We start from the raw sequence: 18550 nt of genomic DNA, 5'->3' as shown, positions 1-18550 counted from the left end.
TCACCAATAATCTAGTAACTTTTATTATGCCACTAAATCCTTCCACTGTTCAATAAGTTTCATATTCTGCCGCGTCCGGAAAGATATCTGCCGGTCAAGCTTTCAGGATTGCCGGCGAGCTGCCACGATGCGGCGACAATCCGACCTCCTGAAGGTCCGTCGCCCGGCCCAAGGTCGATATCATAATCGCTGTTTGCTATCAAATCCGGATCATGATCAATGATGATCGTTGAGTCCTGAGCGATCAAACGGTCAAGTACGCAGATCAGAATTTCAATATCATGGACATGGAGGCCGGTCGACGGTTCATCCAGCACAGATTCCGGGATTGTTACTGATCAAGTGTACGGCAAAAGTACAGAATATATATCGTGACATCTTTGAGGTTATGTTTGTTTTGGCATACGTGATAGCTATTAATCGTTTCCGGCTGGTTGCCCATATCTATTCTCTTGCCTTTAATTCTTCATTGTGCCGTTTTGAACAATTTTACCTCATACGATTAATGTAGCTATGATTGAAACCGTCCTGAATCTGTCCAGCTGATATCTCATTCAGAATCTCCCCCGAACGGATGTACAGAATGTTTCTTTTAATTATGTAAAAATTTAGAACATGGCGATTCTTTTTACTTTAATACAACCCCTTGCATATTCATAAATTACTGGGTATACTATTTCTTGTTCTGATTCATTACCCCATGGCCAAACGGTAAGGCAGCGGTTTCTGGGGCCGCGATGTTCTGGTTCGAATCCAGATGGGGTAATCACATAAGAGCCCGAAGGCTTTGATTTACCAAGGCTTTCGGGCTCTTTCTCTATAAAAATGTCACTGACAATGTCACGCGTGTGTCACGATCCGATTTTTCAGCTTTCCGAGGTCGGTCGATCTATCGCTGATCCGTCGCTCCGGTTGCCCTCTTTTTTTGTCTGTTTCTTGTCGGATTGCTGAATCGATTCTTTTTTTCACTGGCTGACAGTTGGACCAGTCCGTCCAAATCCTCTGCCACCTCTTGATCCCGGTTCGGATACAGGTGTCCATAGATTCCTAGCGTGATCTTCACATCGGAATGTCCCAAACGGTCACGGATAAGCAAGGGATCGGCCTTCTGATGAATCAATAAGCTCGCGCTAGAATGCCGCAGGTCATGGACCCGAATTCTAGGCACCCCGACCTCTTCGGCCTTACGCCGGATCAGTTTCTCTACGGCATTGCGGTTCATTGGTATCCCTGTGGTGGAAAAGACATACCGGCAATCGCCCAGGCTTTGTTTCTGGCGCTCCTGCCAGCGTTTCAGCTGGGCGAGACAATCACGGCTCAGAGCGACCTTACGCACCGAAGCCTTGGTTTTCGGTGGGGTTGCCTGAAAGTCATGCGCATTGCGGTAAATCAATGTTTTATTGACAGCGACATAGTGATTGGAGAAGTCGATATCACTCCATTCCAGCGCCTGACATTCCCCAATTCTGAGCGCAGAGATGAACATAAAGAAAAGAATTGTTAATCCCCACTCGTCCTGCATTTTGGCGTGGGAAAAGGAATCGGCCACCTTCTGAAAATCGGACAGCGTCCAAAAATGAAGCGTCGCCGGCTCGTCATGTTTGATTTTAAAGTCTTTCAGGATCGCCGCCGGATTCGTAGGAATCAGATGGATCTTCACCGCCATGGCGAAGATCCGCTCACACAGTCCATAGATCTTCCGGACATAGTCGCTGGAAAACCCGGACCGTTGGCACTGCCGCCGCCAGTTGAGGATGTCCTGGGGCGAGATCCGGTTGAGTTGAAAATGCCAAAGAAGCTGAAAGTTTTTGTCAATCATCGCTACACGGCCACGATAAGTCTGCGGCCGAACGCTGCCCGAATACATGGGCAAAAAATCATCTGTGACAAACTGGCCGAAGGTCAGCGAAGTCCCGGCTGTCTCCTTTTCCCTCTCGGCCTGTTGAGCCTCCCAATCCGCCTTCAGTTTTCGATAAGCGGCTTCCGCCTCGCGTTGCGTACGAAACCCACTCCGTCGTTTTTGGATTCTCTTCCCAGTTTTGGGATCGTTACCCAGACTCGCTGTAAATGAATAATGGCCATTTTGTATAATTAGATCGGGGAAATCGTATTTGCGCATTTAATGCTCCTCCTTTGAATTTCCGAATAAGATTTGATCGACTGCTGCCCGTGGGACAATCCAGTGCCGAACATTTCGATAAAAATCACAGCCTTTTTTCACCATTTCTTTCTGTGCCTCTCGAATAATCTGCCTGGCGATGCTTCGAGAATGAAGTTCCTCCGTCAACTCTGGCAAATCAATCAGACGCTGATGGAATTCGGCGACCGGATCCTCCGGATCATCGGATACCCCAAATAGACAGCATGACACCTCGATTGTCGGAGCAAATCCAAGCCGTTTGTTGGTGTACAGTGGCAATTTTCCCTTTATTTTATTTTTAATCCGATGGATGAGCTCAGAAACTTGGTAGTCCGTAAAGTAGCCGATGGCTTTTAAATCCTTTTTCGTCATGACTGAATGCATCCCCTTCACCCTTGGGATAGGTGCATGTTACCGTTCCTTTTGCTGTCATTCAAGTCCTGATCCGTGAACGGCTTTTCATGCCCCTGTCCCTTGCCTTTCGTTGAACTGTTCCGATCACTGTGCCGGAAATACTGAGCGATTTGATGGCGTTCTGCGCGTGATCCCCGGATTCCGGTGATGACCTTGATTAAATAAGCGAGTCGTGTCTTACCCTTAAAGCTCAATAGTTTGTAGGTCTCCGTCACTTCCTGACAGGACAGGTGCTTTACCATCAGAAGCTCTTTCCCACAATCCGCAACGGTGAGCCCGTGTCCCGAATTCTGGCCGCATCGGTAGAATTGATTTCTGGATGAAGTCATGAGCAGTCGATCAAAATAGGCGATGTTAAAAGAGAATCGCTCCGCCAGGTACAGCCGGTCTTGGACGGATACCCAGTCTTCCGCCTTGAGATCCTCCAAAAAATGCATGGTGAGCTTGTTTTCCAGATCCTTTACGATCTGAGCCCGTGCCCAGTTTAAGGATTTATCTGGAACCCCCAGTTTTCGGGCTGCCTCAGACAAAGGTTGATTCCAATCTTCAAGAACCACTTGCTTGTCCTGAAAACGGGTATAGGTTCCCTCATGAAAATAGGCATGGAATGCTTCCATCGTGCGGAGCCCTTCGCGTTTCTCCTGCGAGTCCTCGGATTGCTTCAATCGCCGATAGCTGTTTTGACATTGCTGGTAAAAATTCATCTTGAAAACCTCCTCAAATTCAGAAAAAGTTTGTGAAGAGCCGGTTTCCGTCTGTCCTCATGACTGACTTTCTGTCCTCCACTTTTTTGCGAGGACAAAAGATAACGGCCTTCAAAAACCACTGACCATGCTGGAATCCACGGCTGCCGAATAAATACCGCTCCCTGTCCTGAAGTTAATGGATGCAAACTGAAGGACGAAAACGTGAAAAACCGGACAGGTGCGAAGGCGATCTGTCCGGAATCAAGCATTATTTTCTTTCACTTTTTGTGCAGCACGGATTTCAAGAATGAGCCTTGGAAAGAACATCGACCGCACCAAGCGCGCGGTCTGAATGGGCTACCCCACAGCGAGAAAAAGGGAAACTGAATGTCGGATACGCTATCCTGTCTCCACTTCATCAAATGAGGTCTGAGCGCTTTTGGGATGAACTTCTTGAGGATTTCAGGCGAGACGAACAATTCTTCAAAGGGAGGCTCTGTTCCCAAAGTTTTCAGCGAATACAGAAGAAATAAGCTCGGTGGCCCATCAAGAAGCCGGAAGTAACGGGATTAAAAGTATGTGGCTGGAGATTAAAGGTTGAGAAAGAAAAACCCGGCATTGCTGCATAGGCCAGGCCATTTTGAAAAATAAAGGCAGATCGATGGAAAAAAGATAAAATGCAAATAGACTGATAAACTGCGATACCCGAACAGAATGGTTAATGAAAAGCCATCCAGATACCCCGGAATCCGTTATAATGAGGGAAATAGTTCTGTTGCGTCGTTGACGGATACTGGGCAATTAAAAGGTGATATAATTGAGCTCTATGAATAACAAATTTATATAAAGAAAGTGACATTCATGAAAATAGCTGTATTCGATTCTGGTATAGGTGGAATGACAGTTCTTCATCAGACTATTAAATTATTGCCAAATGAAGATTACATTTATTATGCTGACACAACACATCTCCCCTACGGTGAAAAGTCCAAAGAAATTTTGAAAAAATACATTTTCCAAGCAGTTGATTTTCTGATTGGTCATGATATTAAAGCACTGGTTGTCGCATGCAATACGGCGACCAGTGCAGCTATTGAAGATTTGCGACTGAATTATTCATTTCCAATTATCGGCATTGAACCTGCTGTCAAACCCGCTGTTTTGGAGAGTGAGACAGAAAATAAAAAAGTACTGGTTTTGGCAACAAGGTTGACACTTAAGGAAGAAAAGTATCATCATCTGGTTGAACGTATCGATAAGAATGATATTGTTGATGGTCTCCCGCTACCGGAACTCATTACTTTTGCTGAAGCCTTTAACTTTCAAGAAGAACAGATTGTACCTTATTTAAAAGAGCAGCTGAAACCTTTTGATTTGAACCAGTACGGTACTGTTGTCCTGGGGTGTACTCATTTTCCGTTTTTTAAGGATATCATCGAGAAATCATTTCCAAAAGGTACAAATATTATCGATGGCAGTATGGGAACCGCAATGAATTTGAAAAGAACACTAGAAACACGTCATCAAATTGGTGGAGGAACCGGATTAATTACATTTTATCAATCCGGTGAAAAAGTGGAAGATAAAAATACACTGAGACACTATGACGGATTATTAAAAAAATTGGATAGTTTACTATAATTTTAAATCGTTTAGTGCCTTTTAACCTGAGTGATTTCTTCCTAGTTTAACCTCTAGGAATAACATTTGCAGAGGGGCTATAAAAATGAAATCAATAAAAGTTTATCATTATGATGCATTTACTAAAGAAGCCAATAAAGGTAATCCAGCGGGTATCGTTTTTGAAAGTGATAATCTGACAGAAGAAGAGATGCACAACATTGCCCATAAAGTGGGTTTTAATGAAACAGCATTTGTCCTAAAATCTGCAGTTGCTGACCTCAAGCTACGTTACTTTACACCAGGTCAAGAAATGAGTCTTTGTGGACATGCAACTATTGCAACCCTATATGCATTAAAAACGAGAGGAATGTTAGGTGATAACAAAGAAATAACTGTTGAAACCATGGCAGGAATTTTGCCAATAAGAGTTAATTCAAGTGCAAATAATGAAATAACCATTACAATGCAACAAGCTGCCCCACAATTTAAAGAATTTAAGGGTTCTAAGAAGGACCTCGCAAATTTAATCGGATTAAATGAGAGCGATATTGACGACAATCTTCCCATCGTTTACGGGAGTACAGGGACTTGGACTCTTTTGGTTCCGATCCATCAACTTTCTGATTTTAAGAAAATGAAACCAGAAAACGCATCGTTCCCATCTCTATTAAAAGAAGAACCACGAGCATCGATTCATCCTTTTTGCTTGAAAACGTTTGATTTTCTTGCAGATATGCATGGCAGACACTTTTCTTCACCCTATTCAGGTACTACAGAAGACCCTGTTACGGGTACTGCTTCAGGCGTAATGGGGGCATTTTACGCTAAATATATTAAAAAAAATAACTTTGATACATCTTTAAATCTTATCATCGAACAAGGAAATGAAATTAAAAAAGATGGTCGGGTTATGGTAAACATCTCAAAAAGTGGTACTTCTTATGATGTTGAAGTTACTGGAAATGCTGTATATGTAAAAAATTTTGAAATGATTATATGAACTTCGCAGCCCGTTTTTGCTGCATCATAGCTGATTAATGTTCCCAAGATACCCCAAAGAGACGGCTCAGATGTGTTGCTCACTCATCTGGACCGTCTCTTTGATATATCCGAACACTATTCTGATTAATACTCTAATCACTAACAACTTGGTATTTGTTATTAAAAATTATGGAACTATCTGAAGATCCTACAGAAAACTTAAATAGAGGAAAAGTCTGAGAACAACGACTCTCTATGTCTTCGAACTTTTTCAATCAATTTCTTGAGGCTTTCAGGCGAGACAAACAATTCTTCAAAGGAAGGCACTGTTCCCAAAATTTTCAGCGAATACAGAGGAAATAAGCTCAATGACAGATAGAGAAGCCGAACATTACAGAATCGGGAGGAAATGGCTGGAGATTAAGGGTTGAGGAAATAATGACCAGCGTGGTCGGATGCTCCGAGCCATTTTGAAAAATAAATGCAGATCGATGAAAAAAAATGTAATAAACTGATAACCACGATACCCGATGAAAAGTCAATTTAAATTCTCCGGAATCAGTTATAGGGGGAAATAGTTCTGTTGCGTGGTTGACGAATCTGTGCAGCAAGGAGGGGAACATTTGGAACATCTAGAGAAACAAATGGTTGAGATTATTAATAATAGTGAACCGCTTGTAAAATTACTGAAGGTCTGTCAACAGTCAGACTTGCCAAGAGATTATTATATTGGGGCAGGCTGTATTGCTGATACAGTTTGGAATGATCTATCGGAATATCCACTTACATACGGGATTTCGGATGTTGATGTTGTATATTTTGATGATACAAACACAGCGATCGAGAACGAGGAAAAATATCGAAAACTGCTCATTGAGAAACTAGGGGAATTCCCATTCAAACTGGATGTCAAAAATGAAGCACGTGTTCATCTCTGGTATAAACAAAAATTTGGTTTTCAAATTGAGCCATATACTTCTTTAGAGAATGCAATTGATAGCTGGCCAACTACCGCCACTTCCCTGGGCATCAGGAAGGAGGGGAACGACTCTTACGTCATCTATGCGCCTTATCAACTTGATGATTTATTTTCTATGGTCATTAGACCAAACAAAAAAATGATTACAAAAGAGATATATGAGAAAAAGGCAGAAAAATGGCGTTGTAAGTGGGATAAACTGACGATAATACCTTGGTAATTTTATTAGCTCTGTTGCATAGTTCGACCCTATTGTGCAACAAAACAACTGATTACCTCATTAGAAATTGATAGATAGATCGCCTCTCCTGTGGTACTGTGTGTCACTGGGAGGTGAGTTCAAATGGATGATACACTTGAAAAACTGTACCAGCAGTTTTATAAGATACCCAAAAATACCCCACGGGCCAAGCGGATTGAAGAAAATTATCAGGCTTTGAAAGGCCATCTGAACAAGGAAGATTTCGTTACTGTGCTCCATTTTACGGATGAGACGAATCTCCAATTAAGGGAAGTTTCGTTGGATAGCTTCATTCGGGGATTCCAGCTGGGGTGGACGCTCTTTCATCAAATGAGCGGTTATCAGGGAATTACGGATGATGGGAAGGAAAGTGAAGCATACTCAAGGGAATTAGGATCATCTTCCTAAAAAACGAGCGGCGTGCCTCTGAAGGGCTCGTGCCGTTTAAAATACCCCTATTTAGTTAAAAGGCTTTTCACTCTTCAAAGCCTGAACATCCGCATTACTCCACCCAGCTGGTACCCCATTAGGGAATGGGTTCGTTGTATCAACCGGTTCAAAGAGGATCTCATCATACTTATCAGCAGCGTTTGTGACTCCCGGATTCGCCTTGTTGGTCTCTGAATCCATTGTTAGAAACATCTGTGCGTAAATATTCCATGAATCCTGAAGATCGACTGAAACCTCATTCACGCCCATCGCAGTTGACTGATAATTCACCGGATACTTCGCCAGATCCACCCAAATCGTTGCGTAGAAATCGTGTCCGCCATCGACATACTGACCACTCGGATTCGATGCATGTAGGGCTCCCGTTTCATGTTCTGAATAAACCTGTGGGAAGTGATAGCTATCTGACTGAGTGTAGTCTCCAGACTTCGCATACCCTGATTGAGATGCATTGTCCATCAATACGGTGACATTGTTCCCACTTGTCCCATATACTGAAGGAGCCTCACTCCACAAGTCCGCTGTATCTCCTGCAACCTTAAACTTGTTGGAAATGCTGAAGGTCAACTTGTTGTTCTTATTGTACTTGTATCCATACTGATGATTCGAACCCAAGGCATTGCTATAATCGAAGTTTTACCGTTATCACCTTACGCATCGTTTTGATGGAGAACATAAGTCTTTGTACCCCTAATCTTTGCGCCTGTACGATTATCATAATAATTAACCGTGACACTTCTTCTCAGAACATAAGTGATGTAGTTGTACAGTGACAATAAAGTTGTTTAATAACGAGACCGTGAAACCATATTCCTCGCCGTAAAATTGTGCCATTATAAAAATAAAGTTGTTTAAAAACGTCATTAATGAATAGCTTATAACGAAAAGTAGACGGATACTGCAAAAAGTAAAAACAACGATTACTCATGATCGCTGCTTTTTTTGATTGCTTTTTGATCGATATTTAAACAATGTAAGTAAAAAATTCAAGCAGAAGATAAACAATGCCTATGATTAAACAGGAAATGTTTAAACCAGCGTTCGACTTAACCTTCGTGAAAAAACTACCAATGCTTAATAATATCAAGGCACTCGGTATCAGGATAATCCAGTTTCCAAAAGCGATTCTTTCTACACCTCCGATAAGAATTAAAGATAACGCGAGTATAATACCGATAAAATTTGAAGTAGCCACTAAACGATTCGCCTTCACAACATCAGTATCATGTTTAAGTTTCTCCATGACATTTTCGTCCCCTTTCAGTAACAGATCGAGAGAAATATTATAAATATCACTAAGATCAACAATGCTCTGCAGATCAGGATAGTTCTTGCCCACTTCCCAATTGGAAATGGTCTGCCTGGATACATGGAGCTTGCCTGCTATCTCTTGTTGGGTATAGCCAAGCTTTTTCCTCTGATTTTGTAACCTCTCACCAATAGTCATAATATCTCTCCCATCTCTCATCTTACCGAGAAGATAACAAGAACACGAGCAATGGACAATTGCATTTGATGAAAAGGATGCAAATATCTCTTGCATCACCTTTATATTAACTTCACAGTCCGTGTATTACTGTACAGCATCAAAATGAAACAACTTTATTGTAATTTTAAACGATTTTATTCATAATTTAACATCTTTATTGTTAGTTAACAGCAATTGTTCATCATTCAGATAATTGTGACTCACCATGGACAAAAAAGATGAGGTCGTCCATCAGTCGATTAATTGACTCAGCCTCATCTGTCCAAACGTATAATAATAAATTTATTTTGTCAGACTCGACGACAGACAACGGAAATGAAATTCATATATTTTCCTGCACCGGCCTCCATTGCACGACGATCTGAAACCGCGTAAGGATTATCGCTTGAGAGCCAATCCTTCCAGCATTCTTCAAAACAATTCATTTCTGAAATTGATACAATTTCAATCATTTTAGAGTGTGAGAGCATTTCCTTCCACCATGTGCAACTATGCCATGTGTCTATATCCTCAGACGTCCAAGATAACGACATCTCTTTAGGTACCATACTCAGCTCTTTTTTAAGTCCAGGGAAACACAAGGCTATTACACCGCCTTTTTTGACAAGCGGGGCCAAATGACAATCCAAATATTGCTCATCTCGGCCAAAATAATGATAGGAATCTACGCTGACCACAGCATCAAAATATTCATCAGCAAAAGGTGGACAAGTTGCATCTGCGTGAATGGGTATGACTTTATTCTCCATACCCAGTTCTTGAAATCTTTTATTGTTTTCTGAAGCAGAAATCCATAAATCCATAGCAAATATGGGCGCAGGAAAATTATCTGCAAGATACATTGAAGTTAATCCTCTACCGCAGCCAAGGTCCAATATTCGCGTAGCATTTTCTAATTTTAAACCCTGGACAAGTTCTGCTAACATTTTTACAGAGTTCGGTCCCATCATATTTTGTTTTAAGTATTCAGCATCAAGATAGTTTTTCATTTTAAGTCTTTCCCTTCTTGCCCAAAACGCGATTTACAGAAAAAGAAGCAAGCACGTCCCAAAATAAACGCACTTGCTTCCGAATCAAACAAGTATCCGCTTATCTGTTCTCTATAAGACGATTTGGGCACAACAAATAATACGGTGATTTTCACCGCTCACTGCAATTCATTGTAATCTCCAATAATCTTATAAAAGAACCGACAAACAGACACCACCTTTTTAATTGATACTGTCATCATAATTTATTCAGCATATTTGTCAATAGGATTATGAAAATTTCAAATGTAATTGCGTAGTTCGTGTGTTACTGTCAACCGTAAATTGGGAAAAAAATTAACCATGCTATAGTTGTGATGAAATTCGGGTACATACTCCGAGTTTTGTACACGATATGTCCGTTAATAAGCCCGATAATGAATGCACCTAATGCAGTTACGAGTGAATGATTGGAAATATAGAAAGGTATGGAAAAAAAGAAGCTTTGTATTGTGACCGACAAATAGACTGGGAAACCAAACTGCCTCAACTTAACTTGTAAGATATTTCGATAAAAAAGTTCTATCATGCATGCTAAGACGATTAATTGGACTGCACTACCGATAGTTGGCGCCTTAAGCGCATGAGACTTATCTAAATACCAGACGGCGCCAAAAACAATGCCATATAAAAGAATATATCTGAAAAAATAAATCCAGGATTCTCTTTGATTTTGTCTTGTTGCTGCGGCATCGGGGAACCTTGAAGGATCGATCGTTAAAATCGTAACCCAAGCGAATATTGTATAAATAGATATGATCCATTGAACGGATAACGGAAAGAATTGACTAACGTGTAGATGACGAGTAGGCCTATAATATCTGTGTAAAATCGAACATGTTGAACCTTTTTCCTTGTAGAGGGTGATAAAAGGAAAGATGGAGCATATTCGCAATGCGATTCATGGTTGGTTTTCCCATTCCATTTTTCCCGGAAGAAAACTTGATTCACCTTGTATCTTCTATTCTGTTGTGTCAGATTCCGTTTCAAATCCTGTACGGTCGACCGGAAACCCGATTTAGAGGGAAAACCCAGCGCAGTGATGACAACCACTCGATAAGGTTCCGGTATGTCCAATCGTTGCTTTACCTGCCGTTCATCCCACCCAATCATCTGTCTGCACATCAGACCCATGATTTGTGCCTGATAGATAAGGCTCATCATTGCCAGACCGCAATCGTACAAATAGTAGTCTTTGCCGTCCGTACGATCATCATCTTCCTGTTTAGCTACTTGAACGATTAATCCGGAAGCATCCGAAACCCATTGATTTGTACGATGAAGACATTGGGAGAGAGCTCGAATATTCTTCTCATCTTTAATGATAATATACCGCGCAGGCTGATGATTCCATGATGAAGGTGCTAAGCGTGCCGCCTCAATGAGCAAGTCCCATATCTCCTCTGAACATTTTTCCCCGTTCCAATGGGAGACGCTTTTCCTCTGTAAAATTTCTGGTGCCAGTTCATTTTCAACATCTTTTTTCATGCAATTCATCCTCCCAATGCAAGGATTTTTACTGGAGATTTCCTCCAAAACTCTTGGAAATTACTTCGACAAAATCAGTTAGAAATCCTGCAAAATCGGGACAACCTTAGTGAACAAAAAAAGCAGCTAAACTCAAAGACCATAAAAAATTAATAACCCGACCATTCTTATAAAGGAGAATGCTAAGCATCGTCGATTTTTATCACACTCCGTTTGATTGAGAAACAATGAATAAAATAGTTTGCTCGTGCAGCCATTCATTCCGTTTGCTCTCCTGACAGAGGCTTCATGTTACCCCAAAAGAGACGATATTCTGATTGGTACCCTAACCACTTCATCCGCCTGAGAAAAAAGATAAAGTTTATTGGATTAAATCTGGGAAAAAATGAAAATCCCGGATAGAGGTGAACTCTTCCTGTCCAATCATTTCAGATTTTGTCTTTTACTTCATATCTAGAATGTATCTAGCGAAAACGAGTTAAATGCTAAATTGATCGCACGGACAGCACGTTCTAAAAGAGGATACCCCCCAAAAATATATTGGACGACAGCCCAATCACTTCCCTTCAAATCAGGAGAAAAACTTCAATTTTAAATGGCGATTTTAAGTCACAGAGTTTATGACCGAATCCACATGTTTTAGCATGGAGGAGTTTAATTGCTTGTTTATATCATTCCATAAAGCCTCGTTGCTGTAATAACTCTTTGGTATCATTCCACAATTGATTTTGTAAAGGAATATCACCGCCAGGGTATATAGGTACAATGGATTTTCCTGTCCCAACGTTGAAATAACCACCAGTTACTCCTTGATATTGCGACGCTACAACTAAACGAATAATAATATCAGCTCCTCTGCGTGGATCGCCGATATGCAAAAAATTCAATATATGTTCAAGTGTGGAAGCAAATCTAAGTTCCCGTCCAAGACTTGTAACATTAAAACCAGGGTTAAGTGCATTAACAGTGACTCCAGTTTTAGATAATTGGCGTGCAAGTTCCCCCGTAAACATAATATTAAGCAGTTTAGTTTTTCCATAAAGCGCAGATGAACCTCTGGAAGTAAAATTAGACATATTTGTTAAATCATCGGGCAATTTAAGTTTACCATGGTTGCGTGAAGCTTCAGATGCAACATTGACAATCCTTGCATTTCCTGATGTTATTAAAGATTGCCTTAATGTATGTGTCAATAACCATGGTGCCAAGTAGTTGACTGCTGTCATTTCCGCAAAGCCTTCTGAGGTTATTCGCTGCTCAAATGCATGTAATCCTGCATTATTCACTAATGCATCAATTTTTGGATATGAGGCTTTAATCTCATTTCCAATTCTTCTTACATCTTCCATCAATGAAAGGTCTCCGAAAAAAAAGTCTACCTCTGCTTTTGATGCACTATCTTTTAACAATTTTTTAGTTGCTTCAGCTCTATTTCTGTTCCTAGCTGTCAGGACGAGATGAGTACCGCGCTTTGCTAATTCAAGCGCAACAAGTTGTCCAAGTCCACTTGTGGCACCGGTGATTACAACAATTGGGTCAGTCTGCATAGTAATTCTCCTCGCATAATTGTTATTAATCCATATAAGATGTCTAGACACTACATTGTCACTGTTTCATTAGCTTGACAGGTGACATATAATTGGCATATATCAACTATACGTTTTTGATTGATATATGTCAAACACTATGTCACATATACTGAGGTGAATTATGGAGGATTCTCAATACAAAAATACTAGCAGGCAACAGTTGGAGCTGAGTCTCGGCAAACAACTAAATGCACTTATTAGTGCTTCACATGCACTCAATGTCAGAACTGCAGCACGTTTCGATTCAACTTTACAGCCCGCAGCTTTTCTCATTATTCGTTGGCTTTTTTCATTTGGTCCAACCAGTGCTACAGTTTTAGCGGAATCAACAGCTATGGATCGCAGTTCCGTCAGCCGGCTTGTCAGTCATCTAAAACGATTGGCCTATGTGAAAAGTGAAACACCTCCAGATGATCGTCGAGGGGTACTGTTATCTCTGACTGAACTTGGAAGGCAAAAAACTATAAATGCTTTAAAAGAGAAAGAATCTATTTTTTATAAACACATTTCAAAATGGAGTGACAGCCAACTGGAAATGTTTATTGCACTGCTAAGAGATTTCAACAGCAACGATTGTAAATAACACGACCATAGTTTTAGTCCATTTTTGTAACGAAACTAAATTTACTAAACTTTTTTTGTCCAAGATCTTGACCCTGGTATACCCCGAACAGAAAGGTTCATGAAAAATCCATTCAGATACCCCGGAATCAGTTATAATGGGGAAATAATTTCGTTGCAGAATTGATGGATTACTGCGCAATAATCATAGTTACGAAAGTGGCAGCGGTCGTTGTCAAATGAGGCGCTGATCATAAAATGGGGGGAACAGATTGAACGAGGTAAAATTGGAGTCAGAGAGATTGTTTCTCAAAGCATTGTCACTGAATGAGCTTTTACTCATCAATGGAAACGAAATGCATAATCTTGCTACCCCTATTGAATCTGAAGCAATTCTTGATTCAGTACAATTAGCCATAGCGAAAAAAATCAAGAAAATGCGCGGCATCAATAAAGACATTCATCCTTGGTATACGTATTGGCTGATCATCGATAAGAAAACAGAAAACGGGATCGTTTTTATCGGTTATAAAGGATTACCGGATGAAAAAGGTTGTTCAGAAGTCGGGTACAGTATTTCATCTAATCATCGAAAAAAAGGGCTTATGACGGAATCCTTAAAAGCATTGATGGAGTGGGCGAGCGAATATCTGAACTGTAAAGGTATCGTTGCCAATGTTCTCAAAACGAATATTGGGTCGATTAAGGTGTTGACTAACTGCAAATTTAGGTTAGTGAGTTCTAATGAACGTGAGAACAGATACTTACACTTTTTTTGATAGTAAAATAACTTTAGATTAATGTTCTTTATGTTGCGCAGTGCGTGTTTGCTATGCCATAACTGATTGATACTGCTCGAATACCCTCATGAAAAGAGACGGTTCGGATGTACTCATCCGAACCGTCTTTGCAGATCCCATTTAGTGTTCAAAGTTTGTATGAATATACTGAGTTGACTGACGCAGTTATCAATCTTGATTAGGAATTTGTTACAGGGTAGCAGTAAAGTTCTATTTTACTAAATAATAGCATAGCCAACCCAGATAATAATATTTGCCGAACTTATGAAAACCGATATTTTTCGCAACTCTTTGTGTATATTCCCCATTTCTATCGTTGCTCATAAAATAATTAAGTTTCACTTTTTCACAAGCAATTATCACTTGCCCATTGCATTTTAAAACGCGATAAATCTCCTCTAATCCACGTATATATGAGGGCCAATGAAAGTGTGTCTGAAATGCGGTGATTAAATCAAAACTATTATCTTGGAATGACATATTGTCTACACTCATCACTGAAAAGGAGATATTATCAGCAGCATTATTTTTTCTTGCTATTGTTATTGCTGTTTCAGAAATATCAATGCCCATTACAAGACTTGAAGGGGCATTCTGAGCGATATATTTTGTTGTAAGCCCATTCCCCACGCCTACATCAAGTATTGCTCCTTTTTGAGGTATATTAACAAACCCAAGGCCCCATTTAGCCATTGAAAAATAAGCTTTATTCCAAAGTCTCATCATTATTCTTCCCAGCCATCCCTCAGGTTTTTTGGACTGTGCTAATAGTGTTGAAAGCAGCAATAAAATCTCCCCCCTGACGTTTTTCCGGCGTGCCCCGTTTTCCTTCGATTACTAAAATCAAATAGAAAAAGTGCCTCTTTCCACTGAAATCCTATTTGTAGAATTTTCCAACCAGATTCTTTATATACATGATTTTACAGTTATTGTACAGTACAAGTGTAAAGACAGCGATGATTTTTCGATACAATAATATAAATATTGACAAACATAATATAAGTACTTATATTATAACTATACTTAGTAAAGGAAAGAAGGTATACTTAATGAAATTAGATTTTGAGTTAAAAACAAACTTAGCACCAGAAAAAATTTGGCCACTCTATTCGAATATTGAAAACTGGTACAAATGGGAGGAAGATCTTCAACATATTTCGCTAGGAGGTCCTTTTATTACGGGATCCAGTGGAGAGATGATCCTTGAAGGACAACCACCAATAAAATATGAATTAGTGGAAGTGACCGATAACCGGAGCTTTTGTGATAAAACGGCTATACCAGGTATAGGAGATTTATATTTTAATCATGAGTTAATCCCTCTGGATTCTTATACAATTATTCGGCATTCTGTAGAATTCATCAGTTCCTCAGGTGAGGACGCAGAGGAACAACTAACTTTTTTACAACAAGTATTTGCAGATGTTCCTCATTCTATCTTCGCCTTAAGAGATGCTTACAAATGAATTCATTTCCATCGCGATTTCATGAAGATGCGGAAGCATCTATCGGTTTTTTATTTATTCGCGTTTACAATTTGTGGCACCGTCAAATTAAAAGTCAATTACAAACATTAGGATTAACTCACCCTCAATATGTTGTTTTAGCTTCACTTGGATACCTACTGCAAAAGCAAAAAGAAGTGACACAAATTCTTGTTGCCCAAAATGCAGATATGGATGTGATGACAGTCTCTACTATATTGAAGAATCTTGAGAAGAAAAAATGGATTCTACGTACTACTTCTTCCCAAGACACCCGAGCTAAATGGGTTAATCTAACTGATAAAGGGCATGAAATACTCACTTTAGCTCTTCCAATAGTCGAAGAAATTGATGCAAAGTTTTTTTTGACATTAGGAAAAGAGGAAAAGCATTTTCATGCTTTATTAAAAGAACTACTTCGAGGTGAAGAAAATGACTAGATATTGGATTGGTGTGGCTTCTAAAGACCATGTGATGCGTGGTGTAAAAGAAGGCTTTTGTCAACTCTGTCATGGTAAAAAAGCACCGCTTTCCAGAATGAAATCTGGTGATCAGTTACTTTACTACTCCCCGAAAAAAGAAATGAGATCCAAAGAACCTTACCAAAAAATAGTGGCATGTGGAATGATAATAAATGATGAAGTCTATCAGGTAGAAATGTCACTGTATTTCCACCCATATAGAAAAGATGTACAGTATAGAAATTCTATTAGAGAAGTACCATTGAGTGAACTGAATCAATATAATGAATGGAAAGACGTTCGCTCACGATTGCGCTATGGGCATTTTGAAATATCTGAAGCATTATTTTATCATATTTATCATCTGACGATTGAAAAGCAATAAGTTTTTCAATTGTTTTACTGTACCATTGGTTACCCTATGCTACTTTTAAACATAATGCGGATGGACTGATTGAGCATTGATACCTGAAGACGAAGGTTCATGAAAAATCCTTCAGATATCCCTAAATCGGTTGTAATGGGAATAGCTCTGTTCCGTAGTTGGCCCCGCACAACTGTACCCCCGCTCTGCTCTGTTCCTCTGTAGTATCCATGAAGGTTGTATGATGATGCTTTGTGCAACCCGTATTTTACAGTTAAGAGGCTAATAATTTGTACTATTAAAAGTATTTTTTCCCCCAAATACATAATTCCTGAAGGATATTTTCCAATGATTTACCTCTTGGCGTTGGAATGTATTCAACTTTCGGTGGAATTGTTGCATATGCAATTCTCTCAATTAATCCATCCATTTCAAGATGACGCAGTTCTTGAGCTAAGACCTTATGGCTGATCTTAGAAATTGATTTTTTGAGCTGCCCGTATCTTATTGGCTGCGATTTCAAAACATGCCATAAAATGATCGCTCTCCATTTACTTCCTATTACTGTCATTGTAAACCCGATAGAACATTGAAAGTCTTTCTGCCTTTTATTCTGATTTGGAAATGTTTTCAGAAAATTTTTGCCCATTCTTTCTCTCTCTTTCTAATCAGTTAGTGACTTATCAAAAAGTGCGTACTTGTACCCTTTTTTGGCTTACCTATAATGAGTATATAGCATTATTGAAACGATTATATTTCACAATGAAAGATGGGAGAAGAACATGAAAAAATACCATTTATATCAGATCGATTCCTTCACGAAAGATCAATTTAAAGGAAACCCGGCCGGAGTCATAACCAATGCCGATGGATTATCCGAAGACGATATGCAAAGGATCGCTCGTGAGCTAAATAATTCCGAAACAGCGTTTATATTTTCATCGGATAATGACGCCTATGAAGCCTACATTCGTTTTTTTACCCCTCTTAAAGAGGTCCCTTCATGTGGACATGCCACAATAGCCGCTCACTATGCACGGGCTTTGGAAAATAAACTGGATACTTCAAGAATATACCATAAAATTGGGGCAGGTATTTTACCTGTTGAGATATTAAAAAAAGAAAATGACTATAAGATCGTTATGACCCAGGGAAAAATCGAATTCGGGCCATTCATTGACGGAAAAAATAAAGAAGTCATTTTATCAGCCTTAGGTATTACAAAAGGAGAATTATTAAAAGGCCATCCTATTGAGATTGTGTCAACCGGTCATTCCAAAGTCATGATTGGTATTAAAAATCAGTACATTTTAAACCGGCTGAAACCAAATTATGATCGTCTGGCTAGACTGAGCGAAGTGATAAAATGCAATGGTTTTTATGTTTACACTCTTGATTCTGATGATCAGGATATATTGGTTCATGGGAGAATGTTTGCTCCGGCTATTGGAATTAACGAAGATCCCGTAACGGGTAATGCAAATGGTCCTTTGGGAGCCTATCTTGTCCATCATCAACTGGTTAAACATAATGATTCATTATTTACATTTAAAGCTAAGCAAGGCGAGAAAATTGGCCGAGCAGGCATTATAGAAATTGAAGTTCATATACACCAGGCAGAGCCTGTTACAGTTAAAATTGCTGGAAACGCTGTAATTGTGTTCCAATCAGAACTGATTATTTAATATATACGGCTTTTTTAATATTGCACCTCTGTAAAGAACAATGAGTGCTGTTTTTTTTGCTGTCTCATTTCTATTGACAAAAAAGGT

The 18550-nt window shown here is 39.7% G+C and carries 22 protein-coding genes and 1 tRNA gene; 11 read left to right on the top strand and 12 right to left on the bottom strand.

What is annotated here, in order from left to right:
* Nucleotides 1-59 precede the first annotated feature (59 nt).
* Nucleotides 60-317 carry a hypothetical protein gene (locus COP04_RS05685; RefSeq protein WP_100487100.1) on the bottom strand — a complete coding sequence of 86 codons (258 nt, stop codon included), beginning with the start codon at nucleotides 315-317 and terminating at the stop codon, nucleotides 60-62.
* Between the two features lie 377 nt (nucleotides 318-694).
* On the opposite strand from COP04_RS05685, the gene COP04_RS19450 reads away from it, so the two are divergent.
* Nucleotides 695-766, top strand: a tRNA-Gln gene (locus tag COP04_RS19450).
* A gap of 123 nt (nucleotides 767-889) precedes the next feature.
* Here the strand turns inward: COP04_RS19450 and COP04_RS05680 are convergent.
* From COP04_RS05680 to COP04_RS05670, 3 genes are read right to left on the bottom strand one after another with little or no spacing between them, the layout of a single operon-like run.
* Entirely contained in the window at nucleotides 890-2119 is a 1230-nt protein-coding gene (locus COP04_RS05680; protein WP_100487099.1) for a site-specific integrase, read from the bottom strand.
* Nucleotides 2120-2512 carry a DUF3173 family protein gene (locus COP04_RS05675; RefSeq protein ID WP_157800193.1) on the bottom strand — a complete coding sequence of 131 codons (393 nt, stop codon included), beginning with the start codon at nucleotides 2510-2512 and terminating at the stop codon, nucleotides 2120-2122.
* Nucleotides 2513-2529: 17 nt separating this feature from the next.
* On the bottom strand, nucleotides 2530-3258 hold the full coding sequence (locus COP04_RS05670; protein WP_100487097.1) for a hypothetical protein: 729 nt from the start codon (nucleotides 3256-3258) through the stop codon (nucleotides 2530-2532).
* A gap of 843 nt (nucleotides 3259-4101) precedes the next feature.
* On the opposite strand from COP04_RS05670, the gene murI reads away from it, so the two are divergent.
* The 4 genes from murI to COP04_RS05645 all read left to right on the top strand — a co-directional run bounded on the left by murI (nucleotide 4102) and on the right by COP04_RS05645 (nucleotide 7472).
* On the top strand, nucleotides 4102-4881 hold the full coding sequence (gene murI, locus COP04_RS05660) for a glutamate racemase (RefSeq protein ID WP_100487095.1): 780 nt from the start codon (nucleotides 4102-4104) through the stop codon (nucleotides 4879-4881).
* A gap of 85 nt (nucleotides 4882-4966) precedes the next feature.
* Nucleotides 4967-5863 carry a PhzF family phenazine biosynthesis isomerase gene (locus COP04_RS05655; RefSeq protein ID WP_100487094.1) on the top strand — a complete coding sequence of 299 codons (897 nt, stop codon included), beginning with the start codon at nucleotides 4967-4969 and terminating at the stop codon, nucleotides 5861-5863.
* 604 nt (nucleotides 5864-6467) lie between these two features.
* The gene (locus COP04_RS05650) at nucleotides 6468-7043 is read left to right on the top strand and encodes a nucleotidyltransferase family protein (RefSeq protein ID WP_204988027.1); all 576 of its coding nucleotides are present in this window, start codon (nucleotides 6468-6470) and stop codon (nucleotides 7041-7043) included.
* 123 nt (nucleotides 7044-7166) lie between these two features.
* On the top strand, nucleotides 7167-7472 hold the full coding sequence (locus COP04_RS05645; RefSeq protein ID WP_100487093.1) for a DUF6809 family protein: 306 nt from the start codon (nucleotides 7167-7169) through the stop codon (nucleotides 7470-7472).
* A gap of 51 nt (nucleotides 7473-7523) precedes the next feature.
* Here the strand turns inward: COP04_RS05645 and COP04_RS05640 are convergent, their stop codons facing one another.
* The 6 genes from COP04_RS05640 to COP04_RS05620 form a co-directional block, all read right to left on the bottom strand.
* Entirely contained in the window at nucleotides 7524-8030 is a 507-nt protein-coding gene (locus COP04_RS05640; protein ID WP_157800192.1) for a hypothetical protein, read from the bottom strand.
* 448 nt (nucleotides 8031-8478) lie between these two features.
* Nucleotides 8479-8961, bottom strand: a complete 483-nt coding sequence (locus tag COP04_RS05635) for a helix-turn-helix domain-containing protein (protein WP_157800191.1) — start codon at nucleotides 8959-8961, stop codon at nucleotides 8479-8481.
* 332 nt (nucleotides 8962-9293) lie between these two features.
* Nucleotides 9294-9992, bottom strand: a complete 699-nt coding sequence (locus tag COP04_RS05630; RefSeq protein ID WP_100487090.1) for an SAM-dependent methyltransferase — start codon at nucleotides 9990-9992, stop codon at nucleotides 9294-9296.
* Nucleotides 9993-10305: 313 nt separating this feature from the next.
* Nucleotides 10306-10596 (bottom strand): CPBP family glutamic-type intramembrane protease, encoded by a 291-nt coding sequence (locus COP04_RS20710; protein WP_420852779.1) that lies wholly within the window; start codon nucleotides 10594-10596, stop codon nucleotides 10306-10308.
* A 152-nt stretch (nucleotides 10597-10748) separates the two neighbouring features.
* Nucleotides 10749-11519 (bottom strand): nitroreductase family protein, encoded by a 771-nt coding sequence (locus COP04_RS05625; protein WP_162297080.1) that lies wholly within the window; start codon nucleotides 11517-11519, stop codon nucleotides 10749-10751.
* A gap of 671 nt (nucleotides 11520-12190) precedes the next feature.
* Entirely contained in the window at nucleotides 12191-13066 is an 876-nt protein-coding gene (locus COP04_RS05620; RefSeq protein ID WP_100487088.1) for an SDR family NAD(P)-dependent oxidoreductase, read from the bottom strand.
* A 163-nt stretch (nucleotides 13067-13229) separates the two neighbouring features.
* Here COP04_RS05620 and COP04_RS05615 point away from each other — a divergent pair, with 163 nt between their 5' ends.
* Both COP04_RS05615 and COP04_RS05610 read left to right on the top strand, forming a co-directional pair.
* Nucleotides 13230-13691, top strand: coding sequence for a MarR family winged helix-turn-helix transcriptional regulator (locus tag COP04_RS05615; protein WP_193437392.1), 462 nt, complete (start codon nucleotides 13230-13232; stop codon nucleotides 13689-13691).
* A 250-nt stretch (nucleotides 13692-13941) separates the two neighbouring features.
* On the top strand, nucleotides 13942-14448 hold the full coding sequence (locus COP04_RS05610) for a GNAT family N-acetyltransferase (RefSeq protein ID WP_100487086.1): 507 nt from the start codon (nucleotides 13942-13944) through the stop codon (nucleotides 14446-14448).
* 231 nt (nucleotides 14449-14679) lie between these two features.
* On the opposite strand, the gene COP04_RS05605 is transcribed toward COP04_RS05610, so the two are convergent.
* Nucleotides 14680-15255: a class I SAM-dependent methyltransferase gene (locus COP04_RS05605; RefSeq protein WP_100487085.1), complete on the bottom strand. Its 576-nt coding sequence runs from the start codon at nucleotides 15253-15255 to the stop codon at nucleotides 14680-14682.
* A 263-nt stretch (nucleotides 15256-15518) separates the two neighbouring features.
* On the opposite strand from COP04_RS05605, the gene COP04_RS05600 reads away from it, so the two are divergent.
* From COP04_RS05600 to COP04_RS05590, 3 genes are read left to right on the top strand one after another with little or no spacing between them, the layout of a single operon-like run.
* Nucleotides 15519-15935: an SRPBCC family protein gene (locus COP04_RS05600; protein ID WP_100487084.1), complete on the top strand. Its 417-nt coding sequence runs from the start codon at nucleotides 15519-15521 to the stop codon at nucleotides 15933-15935.
* Nucleotides 15932-16393, top strand: coding sequence for a MarR family winged helix-turn-helix transcriptional regulator (locus COP04_RS05595; protein WP_100487083.1), 462 nt, complete (start codon nucleotides 15932-15934; stop codon nucleotides 16391-16393). Before COP04_RS05600 ends, COP04_RS05595 begins: the two co-directional genes overlap by 4 nt.
* Nucleotides 16386-16799, top strand: a complete 414-nt coding sequence (locus tag COP04_RS05590) for an EVE domain-containing protein (RefSeq protein WP_100487082.1) — start codon at nucleotides 16386-16388, stop codon at nucleotides 16797-16799. Before COP04_RS05595 ends, COP04_RS05590 begins: the two co-directional genes overlap by 8 nt.
* Nucleotides 16800-17076: 277 nt before the next feature.
* Here COP04_RS05590 and COP04_RS05585 read toward each other — a convergent pair whose 3' ends face one another.
* The gene (locus COP04_RS05585; RefSeq protein ID WP_100487081.1) at nucleotides 17077-17427 is read right to left on the bottom strand and encodes a winged helix-turn-helix transcriptional regulator; all 351 of its coding nucleotides are present in this window, start codon (nucleotides 17425-17427) and stop codon (nucleotides 17077-17079) included.
* A 133-nt stretch (nucleotides 17428-17560) separates the two neighbouring features.
* On the opposite strand from COP04_RS05585, the gene COP04_RS05580 reads away from it, so the two are divergent.
* Nucleotides 17561-18463 (top strand): PhzF family isomerase, encoded by a 903-nt coding sequence (locus COP04_RS05580; protein ID WP_100487080.1) that lies wholly within the window; start codon nucleotides 17561-17563, stop codon nucleotides 18461-18463.
* Nucleotides 18464-18550: the final 87 nt, after the last annotated feature.

This window comes from Sporolactobacillus pectinivorans (genome assembly GCF_002802965.1).
GTDB lineage: Bacteria > Bacillota > Bacilli > Bacillales > Sporolactobacillaceae > Sporolactobacillus > Sporolactobacillus pectinivorans.
This window is presented reverse-complemented; position numbering and strand designations above follow the sequence as displayed.